Below are 7637 nucleotides of genomic sequence, written 5' to 3'. Positions count from 1 at the left end.
GAAACGCAGCCATATAGCTTCTGTCATAATCGCACTGCTTTTTTCATATTCATCTGCGCAGAGCCAAATGACTACAGCGGAGAAAGCGCTTGAATTTGAGCAGAGCGTTATTCCGCATCTGAAAATTATTCTGAAGGAAAATTATGATACAAATGCAAGCCTAAATGAGAATATTTTTAAAATACCAACTTTCTTAAACAGTCAGGCGGCTGATTCGGTAAACGAAGAAATAATAACCCAAATTGACACTGCCGGGGTCTGGGAAAATATTGCCAAGCTATCTTTTATATATAATAATCAGATGTTGATTCGTAATATAATTACCTCATTCTGGAACGGAACCGCATGGGAAAATTTCATTCGATTCAGGTTCAGCTATAATGCAGCTGGAGATATCACCCAGTTTGTGTTCACATTTTGGGCAATTGACTCCTGGCTTCCTGTGTCTGTCAATAGAGTGTCTTATGATGATAACGGATTCCTGACCGAAGAGCTGCTGCAGCTTTGGGACGGCACATCCTGGGTTAATGATTCCAGGGTCACAAATACGTACACTCAATCGGGATTATTGGATATTTCGCTTTCACAAGATTGGGTCGCTCGAAGCTGGGAGAATGTATCTCAAAATCTGTACTCCTATGTTCAAACAACCGATACACTTCAGCAGATTATCAGGCAATTGTGGACAGTGGATATATGGGTTAACGATGTTCTGGACAGCTACACCTTCGACTCCACCGGGAACGTGATTGAGATTGAATATTTTGTTAACGGTCCAAGCGGCGATGAACAATCATCTTACGAATTTTTCAAGGTAGAGCGGGATGTTTGGGTTTATGATGGACTTGACTATGTTAGCGAATTTCGTACCGACAGGTGGATAGCGATTGACACGACAGCAGGACACTGGGAAGATAGTTTGCGGACGATATCAAACCTTAATAGCATCGGCACTATTTTATTGAGCGTAGCTGAGGAGTCGATTGACAGCGTTTGGACAAATGTCTTACGCATAACTGTACAGACGACCGAGCAAAGAGGAAATCTCCAAGAGATAATAAACGATTTTTGGATTGCCAATACGTGGGAGCCATTTTTAAGATCACTCTATTCATATCGGTTTTTTGTTTCTGTTGTTGATGAAGAATTCACGCCGAACGATTTTCGCTTGAGCCAAAATTATCCTAATCCGTTTAATCCTGAGACTACGATTAATTTCGATCTGCCGCGATCGGGGCATACGCTACTGACTATATATAATCTGAGTGGAGAGGAGGTTGTCCGCCTTGCCGACGGCAATCTTAATGCAGGCGCACATTCGTTTAGTTGGGATGCAACTCGCTATGCCAGTGGAGTTTACTTCTATCAGTTAAAGCAAAATGGCATCATTTCCACGAAGAAGATGTTGCTGTTGAAGTAACTCTGATTTTCACAATATCATCGCCGTAAGCCTGAAGTATTTTAAAATTCTCTTGCACATAATAAATAAAACGCTATGTTGTTTGTACATTCTCAATTTAGCACATTTTATAGTAATATCGATTATGTTTGACCAAAGGGGGGTAAAGCATAATAGTTATTTGTCAAAAATCGTTACAGCAAAAGTATTTACGAGTTCGCGTATCAGTTGAACTGATGTTAGTCAATGACCGTAACAAGAAACACACGAAAAGGAGAATACAATGAAAAAACTAATCATAGCTGGGTTCGTTGTCATTTTCGTTTTGGCGATAGCGATTCAGCCAACTAACGCACAGGATGGCGCAATGCAGTTCGGTGTGAAGGGAGGTCTAAACTTAGCGAATCTCTCCGTGGATCCGGGGGAGGATGCAGATGCCGCCATCAAGTTCGGAGTAGGTGGAATAATGCTATATCCGCTTTCAGATGTATTGGATCTACAGGTAGAGGTCATGTATCTCCTGAAAGGTTCGAAAGATGATGACTTGGATACGAAGGTAAATTTAGCTTATTTATCAGTTCCGGTGATGGGAAGATATAAATTGGGTTCCGGGGATGCGGATATGACTCCTTATGTCGTAGCCGGGCCGGAATTTGGCTTTCTCCTCAGCGCGGACGTTGAGAGTCCGTTTGGAGAGGTAGATATAAAAGACGATCTAAAATCAATAGAAATAGCTGTCAATGTAGGCGTCGGTATGACAATGAATAATATGTTTGGTGAAGTTCGTTACTCATTGGGACTGTCGGACATCCTTGACCTTGATGCTGCGGAAGGTGGTGATGCCTCCCTCAAAACAAACGGGATTCAGGCGTTCGTCGGAATGATGTTCTAAGGCTGATTTCCTAAAAAGAACTTAATAATAACAGCTTAGGCTGTTTCAGTCACGCCCTGCATAAGTCGGACAGGCAAATAGCAATAGACATCGGCGGCATTATGATACCAAGATGCTGCCGACGGGTGAATTTATCTCTAAAAAAAGGTGCGCCATGAGCCGGATTGTATATTATATGTTTTTAATATATATCTCTGTTTCCGTGTCTTTTCAAAGTTGCAGTAATTCCACCGAGCCTAACTTAGAAACGAACGAAGTTTTGGTAAATGTTCCGACCAACAATTATCTGGTAAAAGCAAATATATCTCAATTAGGATTTTTTGGATGCGCTAATGTGACGGTTTATAAAGACGGCGCTGTTACAGATGCCATAGTAAAAATAAATGAAGTTGAATTATTCTATCAGTTCAACGAACTTTATTCCGACACCACAGGCTCTATGATATACAAAGTCGGCAGGAAATATGAGTTAACAGTCAGCCATAACGGAGTAGAAATAGCAAATGGTACCGCTATTATGCCGTCCGAACCAACTATTACCGGACTGCCGGATACCTCCGATCATCCGGCGAATCAAGCATTAACAGTTTCGTGGAAAAAACCATCGAGCGCTTCATCTGTTCTGATATTGTTGGAGAGCAATATTAACAATGATGATGATTATGAAAGCGGATATCTGAACCCTACAATTAATTCCCACACTATTCCAGGGTCGGAGTTTCTGCTTAATGGAGAATACAAATTGACAGTTATCGCATTTCATGGATTTTTACCGGGAACCGTTGAAGATTCCTCAAAGGGGTACAATATCAGCGGGTCAGCAGGAGAATTTATCGCCTCTAACGTCAGTCCAACGGTGGTGCTCAGAGTAACCGACGGAGTCAATAAACAAGTCCATAAAAAGATAAGAGATAAATCGAATAATCTTAGTCGTCTGTTAAAGTCGAAAGATCAGTATGAATTTCTGAAATTGCTTCGGCGCTAAACTCCTCGCCTGCCCGACTACGTCATTCAGGCGGGCCAGCATTTACTCATAAGATTTTCATTGGAATGGCTATCCCTCCCCGCCAGACCAATGTCGGGCTGGTTTATAGAGGGGAGCTAAATAGCCGTCATTGCGAGGAGTCGAAGACGACGCTGCAATCTCACATTTATATCTTACAATAGAATTTCGAGATTCTTTCTTTCAACTCTGAATGACTCTGTTTCCCTGACCTTTCCCGTATAGTTGAATAACTATTGAGGGGAACGGATGAAAAAACCCACCATTTCGCTTTGTATGATAGTCCGCGACGAAGCGGAAACACTCCGCAGCGCTATCGAATGCGTGAAACCGTTTTGCGATGAAATCGTTATCGGCATTGACAGCAGGTCTTCCGACGAAAGCGAATCGATCGCCTCCGAATACGCGGATTTGCTCTACAAATTCAAATGGAACGGTTCATTTTCTGACGCGCGGAACCAATCAATATCAAAATGCACCAAAGAGTGGCTGCTCATCTGGGACGCGCACGAGTTTATGTCCGCTGAGAATGTGGAGAAAATCCGCGAGAAGATGTGGAGCGTTGTGGCGGAATCGTGCCCCGCAATCGGATTTAAACTTATTATGGAAGACGGAGCCGTGGGGATGCAGACCCGGCTGATGAAAAACGGCATCGGCTGGGAATACAGCGGGAAAGTTCATAACCAGCTGAACAGCTCTCAGATAGACCCGAAAGGTAACTCAATGGGGTTTCGCGACATCGTCATCGAACATCGCCCGACCAAATCGAATCGAAAGCGTCGCAAGAAAGAGCGATACGCGCAAATCTCACGCGATATGGGTTCCGTACTGAAGAAAAATCCGAAAGACATCAGGTCGGCATTCTATCTCGCATCAATCGCGCATGAGCGGGGGAACTACAAAAAGGCGATTCGGCTGTATCAAAAATATCTGAAAAATTCCAAGGATGCGACCGACGGGGTGGAGCGGTATTTAGTGACGTGGCAGATGGGCAGGTGCCGGATGGCTCTTGATGAGCCGATGAAAGCGAAGCAAATATTTCACGATTGCCTGATAATGCGGAATGAAATACCGCTGGCGTATGTTTCGCTGGGCGAGATAGCAGCGAAAGAGGCGAGGGGAATCGAAGAAAATCTACCCGATAATGCCGCAGGGAAAGAAGATGACCGGCTGAACAGGAAATGGAGCGAAGCGGAGGAGCAGTACAAGCAGGCGATTGCGTTAGCGGAAGATAATCCCATGCCCGACTCCACCGTTTTTTATCCGGGAGCGTTTTATTCGTGGCTTCCTGTCTGGAATTTGGGCAAACTCTACGAGATGAACGCAATGTACGATCAGGCTCTCTACTGCGTGTTGAGAGCGGCGCGTTTTGAGGATTTCCCCAAAGATATGAAATCGAACTGCGATCAGGCGGTGAAGACGCTCCGGGAAATCATAAAGGATCAGCTGACGGCAACAGACGAGCAGGTTTCAAAACTGACAACAGTTCACCCCGGTAAACCGAAATTGGTGATATTCGATTCTATCGGTTCATTCACAAAAGATATAGCCAATGAGCTTGATGGGGACTACAGCGTAGTCGTTTCAAACGAATTCAACCCGTCGCTTGCGTGGTGGGGAGATCTGCTCTGGTTCGACTGGTGCGACAATAATCTTGCCGAGGCGACCCGGATGACCGGCTGGGAACAGCGGATTATCTGCCGGGTTCACGGATATGAGGCTTACGAAAGTTCGGCGCCGGAACAGGTAAATTGGGAAAATGTGGACGATATAGTTTTCGTGGCGGAACATACAAAGAACGCTTTCCTCGAAAAGTTTCCTGCTGCGGAAAAATCGAATCACCACATTATAGCGAACGGAATCGACCTGTTTAAATGGGAATACAAAGAACGTTCCCACGGGAAACGGCTCGGCTCGGCAGGATATCTGAAACAAGGCAAAAATCCCTCTATGCTGCTCCAAATTTTATATCTGCTGCCGGAAGACTATACTCTGAAAATCGCCGGTGAATGGCAATCTATCAAGGAGAAAAAGTATTTTATCCACCTGATGAATCGTTTCGGGATTGCAAATCGGGTTACGCTTGAGCCGTGGCAAGACGATATGAATAATTGGTTGAATACTATCGATTATCTCATCTCGCCCAGCATCTCCGAGTCGTTCTCATACATAATCGGCGAAGCGATGGCGAAAGGAATCAAGCCGGTCGTCATTGACCGACCGGGAGCGGAAGATTTATGGGGCGAAGAATTTCTTTTCCGAACCACAGAGGAAGCGGTTGAGATGATCCTGCCTAAATCGGATTATGATTCTGAGGCGTACAGGAAAATAGCTGAGCGCTATTCACTTGATAAACAGCTCAATCAAATTCGGAAGCTCTTAAAGGGACGGAAAACAAAAAAGGAGGCGGCGTGAACAGTCTGAAATATTTTGTTGACGGGAGTAAACTCGTATTGGAATTAGAAGCAAAACCGAAAGGGAAAGTGAGCGTCCGGCAAGTCTCCGACTTGGTGGTTCATCACATTGATGAAAAAGGGAATATACTAAAAGCGGAGATAACCGGTCTCTGGCGGCTCCCCAAAATGGAAGAAAATGTCACCATCGCCGAGTGGGACGGGAAAAGAGGGAAGAAAAAGAAATAGAGAGTTAACGCGCCAGATCCTAAATCTGGTAATTAATCTTTTCTAGCTGTCATTGCGAGGAGTCGATAGACGACGTGGCAATCTCGCTCTTATGATATCACAATATTGAGATTCCTTCGTCGCTTCGCTCCTCTGAATGATGGCAAGTAGGTGTATTATTCTGATATTTCTGAAGCCATATAATATACCATATTTTATGCCATACGCAGTGCCACATAGTGTGCCATAACGCTTGCCATAAACAGAGTTACATATTCTTATAAACTGTATATTAATAATAAGTTATATATGTCATATAGCGTGCTATAAAAGTGACAATAATGCTTGACAAATGGCATATAATGTCTTATATTAGTTCCAAATGAGAAGAAGATGGCAAAAAACGATAAAATAAAAACAGTAATACTATCTAATAAGGCTCGATTTAAGTTCAGTCGCTATTTTGATGAAGAGAAGCTGTATGAGAAATTGCAAAGGGTAAAAACTCTATATAATGCAAACCAAATTCCCATTGGGCAGAAATTTGCAGATGCTCTTGAGGAAGAGGTCATCAGAAAATCTATACACAGCACAGCTGCAATAGAGGGTAATCCACTTACGGAAGAAGAAGTAGGTGAAGTATTGGATAAAACTGATACAATATCTTTGTTAAAAGATTCTGAAAAACAAATTCTAAATCTTAAATTAGCATATGTTATTATGAAAGAATTAGGTGTAAAAATTGGGAATCGAGCAATAAGTGAACATTTAATATTATCAGCTCATAATTTGATTACTTCCGATCTAAAAAATGAAGGAAATATTCCTGGTCAATATAGAAGATCTGGAGTTATCGTGGGAGATAAAGAACATGGCGGAATTTATAAACCCCCTAGGATAGCAAAAGATATTAAAACTCTAATGAATTTGTATGTGGAATGGCTCAATTCCGACGAACTTATGAATATTGATCCTATTTATCGTTCTGCAATTTCTCATTATCATTTGGGCAATATTCATCCTTTCGGTGATGGGAATGGACGGACAGCAAGATTAATCGAAGCCTTATTGTTGAGAAACGCGGGGTATAAGTATGCCCCAGAGATGCTGTCAAATTATTACTATCGGAATTTGGATGAATATTTTATAATCTTCAATGCAACTATTAGAGATAAAAAACAGGATTTAACTCCATTTATTGATTTTATGATGGATGGTATGATCTGGTCATTAGAAAATATTCATCAAAAGTTAATGGTATGGGTAAGAAAAATTGCTCTGAAAGATAATTACTTGGAACTTTGGAATGGTAAAGCTTTAACTCAACGTCAATATGATTTACTTACAGCTATATTAAGCTTAGATGATGAACACTTTGAATTTTCTGCTAAAAGTATTGTTAATAATGCTCCATTTGAGCAATTGTACAGAAATGTTCAAGGAAGAGCAGCAGGTCGAGATATAGCTAAACTTGAAGAGATGAAATTGATAGTTAAAGCTGAATCCGGTTTATATAAGCTCTATTTAGGCGATTAGGATAAACCCAACGCCAATATAGTATCGTCGTAATCCAATATTTGGATTTCTCCTCCAAGAATAAAAGTTTTATTTTGATCTGACCAATTTATCGTTTGGAGGATTCAATCGTTCGGTAATTCAGCATCACGTCGGAAAACCTGACTAATCTCTTATAAATAGAAAAAGGAGAGCAGTATGGCGCGA

6 protein-coding genes are annotated in these 7637 nt (G+C 42.1%); all 6 read left to right on the top strand.

Translation table 11 applies throughout. The features are described 5' to 3' along the window. Positions 1-67: 67 nt before the first annotated feature. The 6 genes from IIB39_11000 to IIB39_10975 all read left to right on the top strand — a co-directional run bounded on the left by IIB39_11000 (position 68) and on the right by IIB39_10975 (position 7451). On the top strand, positions 68-1420 hold the full coding sequence (locus IIB39_11000) for a T9SS type A sorting domain-containing protein (protein MCH8929225.1): 1353 nt from the start codon (positions 68-70) through the stop codon (positions 1418-1420). Between the two features lie 262 nt (positions 1421-1682). Next, a complete protein-coding gene (locus IIB39_10995; protein ID MCH8929224.1) occupies positions 1683-2291 on the top strand; it encodes a PorT family protein in 609 nt (202 codons plus the stop codon). A gap of 175 nt (positions 2292-2466) precedes the next feature. Beyond that, positions 2467-3276, top strand: coding sequence for a hypothetical protein (locus IIB39_10990; GenBank protein ID MCH8929223.1), 810 nt, complete (start codon positions 2467-2469; stop codon positions 3274-3276). 267 nt (positions 3277-3543) lie between these two features. Next, a complete protein-coding gene (locus tag IIB39_10985) occupies positions 3544-5709 on the top strand; it encodes a glycosyltransferase (GenBank protein MCH8929222.1) in 2166 nt (721 codons plus the stop codon). Next, positions 5706-5936 carry a hypothetical protein gene (locus IIB39_10980; protein MCH8929221.1) on the top strand — a complete coding sequence of 77 codons (231 nt, stop codon included), beginning with the start codon at positions 5706-5708 and terminating at the stop codon, positions 5934-5936. Before IIB39_10985 ends, IIB39_10980 begins: the two co-directional genes overlap by 4 nt. Before the next feature lie 372 nt (positions 5937-6308). Then, complete coding sequence (locus IIB39_10975; GenBank protein ID MCH8929220.1) at positions 6309-7451, top strand: Fic family protein; 1143 nt, start codon at positions 6309-6311, stop codon at positions 7449-7451. The last annotated feature ends 186 nt before the right edge of the window (positions 7452-7637 follow it).

Source organism: Candidatus Neomarinimicrobiota bacterium (assembly GCA_022573815.1).
Lineage (GTDB): Bacteria > Fidelibacterota > SORT01 > SORT01 > SORT01 > JACZTG01.
This window is presented reverse-complemented; position numbering and strand designations above follow the sequence as displayed.

What these genes read in the sequence shown, in the direction of transcription:
- IIB39_11000 (MCH8929225.1), top strand. Translation starts at nt 68, where the DNA reads ATGACTACAGCGGAGAAAGCGCTTGAATTTGAGCAGAGCGTTATTCCG.
- IIB39_10995 (MCH8929224.1), top strand. Translation starts at nt 1,683, where the DNA reads ATGAAAAAACTAATCATAGCTGGGTTCGTTGTCATTTTCGTTTTGGCG.
- IIB39_10990 (MCH8929223.1), top strand. Translation starts at nt 2,467, where the DNA reads ATGTTTTTAATATATATCTCTGTTTCCGTGTCTTTTCAAAGTTGCAGT.
- IIB39_10985 (MCH8929222.1), top strand. Translation starts at nt 3,544, where the DNA reads ATGAAAAAACCCACCATTTCGCTTTGTATGATAGTCCGCGACGAAGCG.
- IIB39_10975 (MCH8929220.1), top strand. Translation starts at nt 6,309, where the DNA reads ATGGCAAAAAACGATAAAATAAAAACAGTAATACTATCTAATAAGGCT.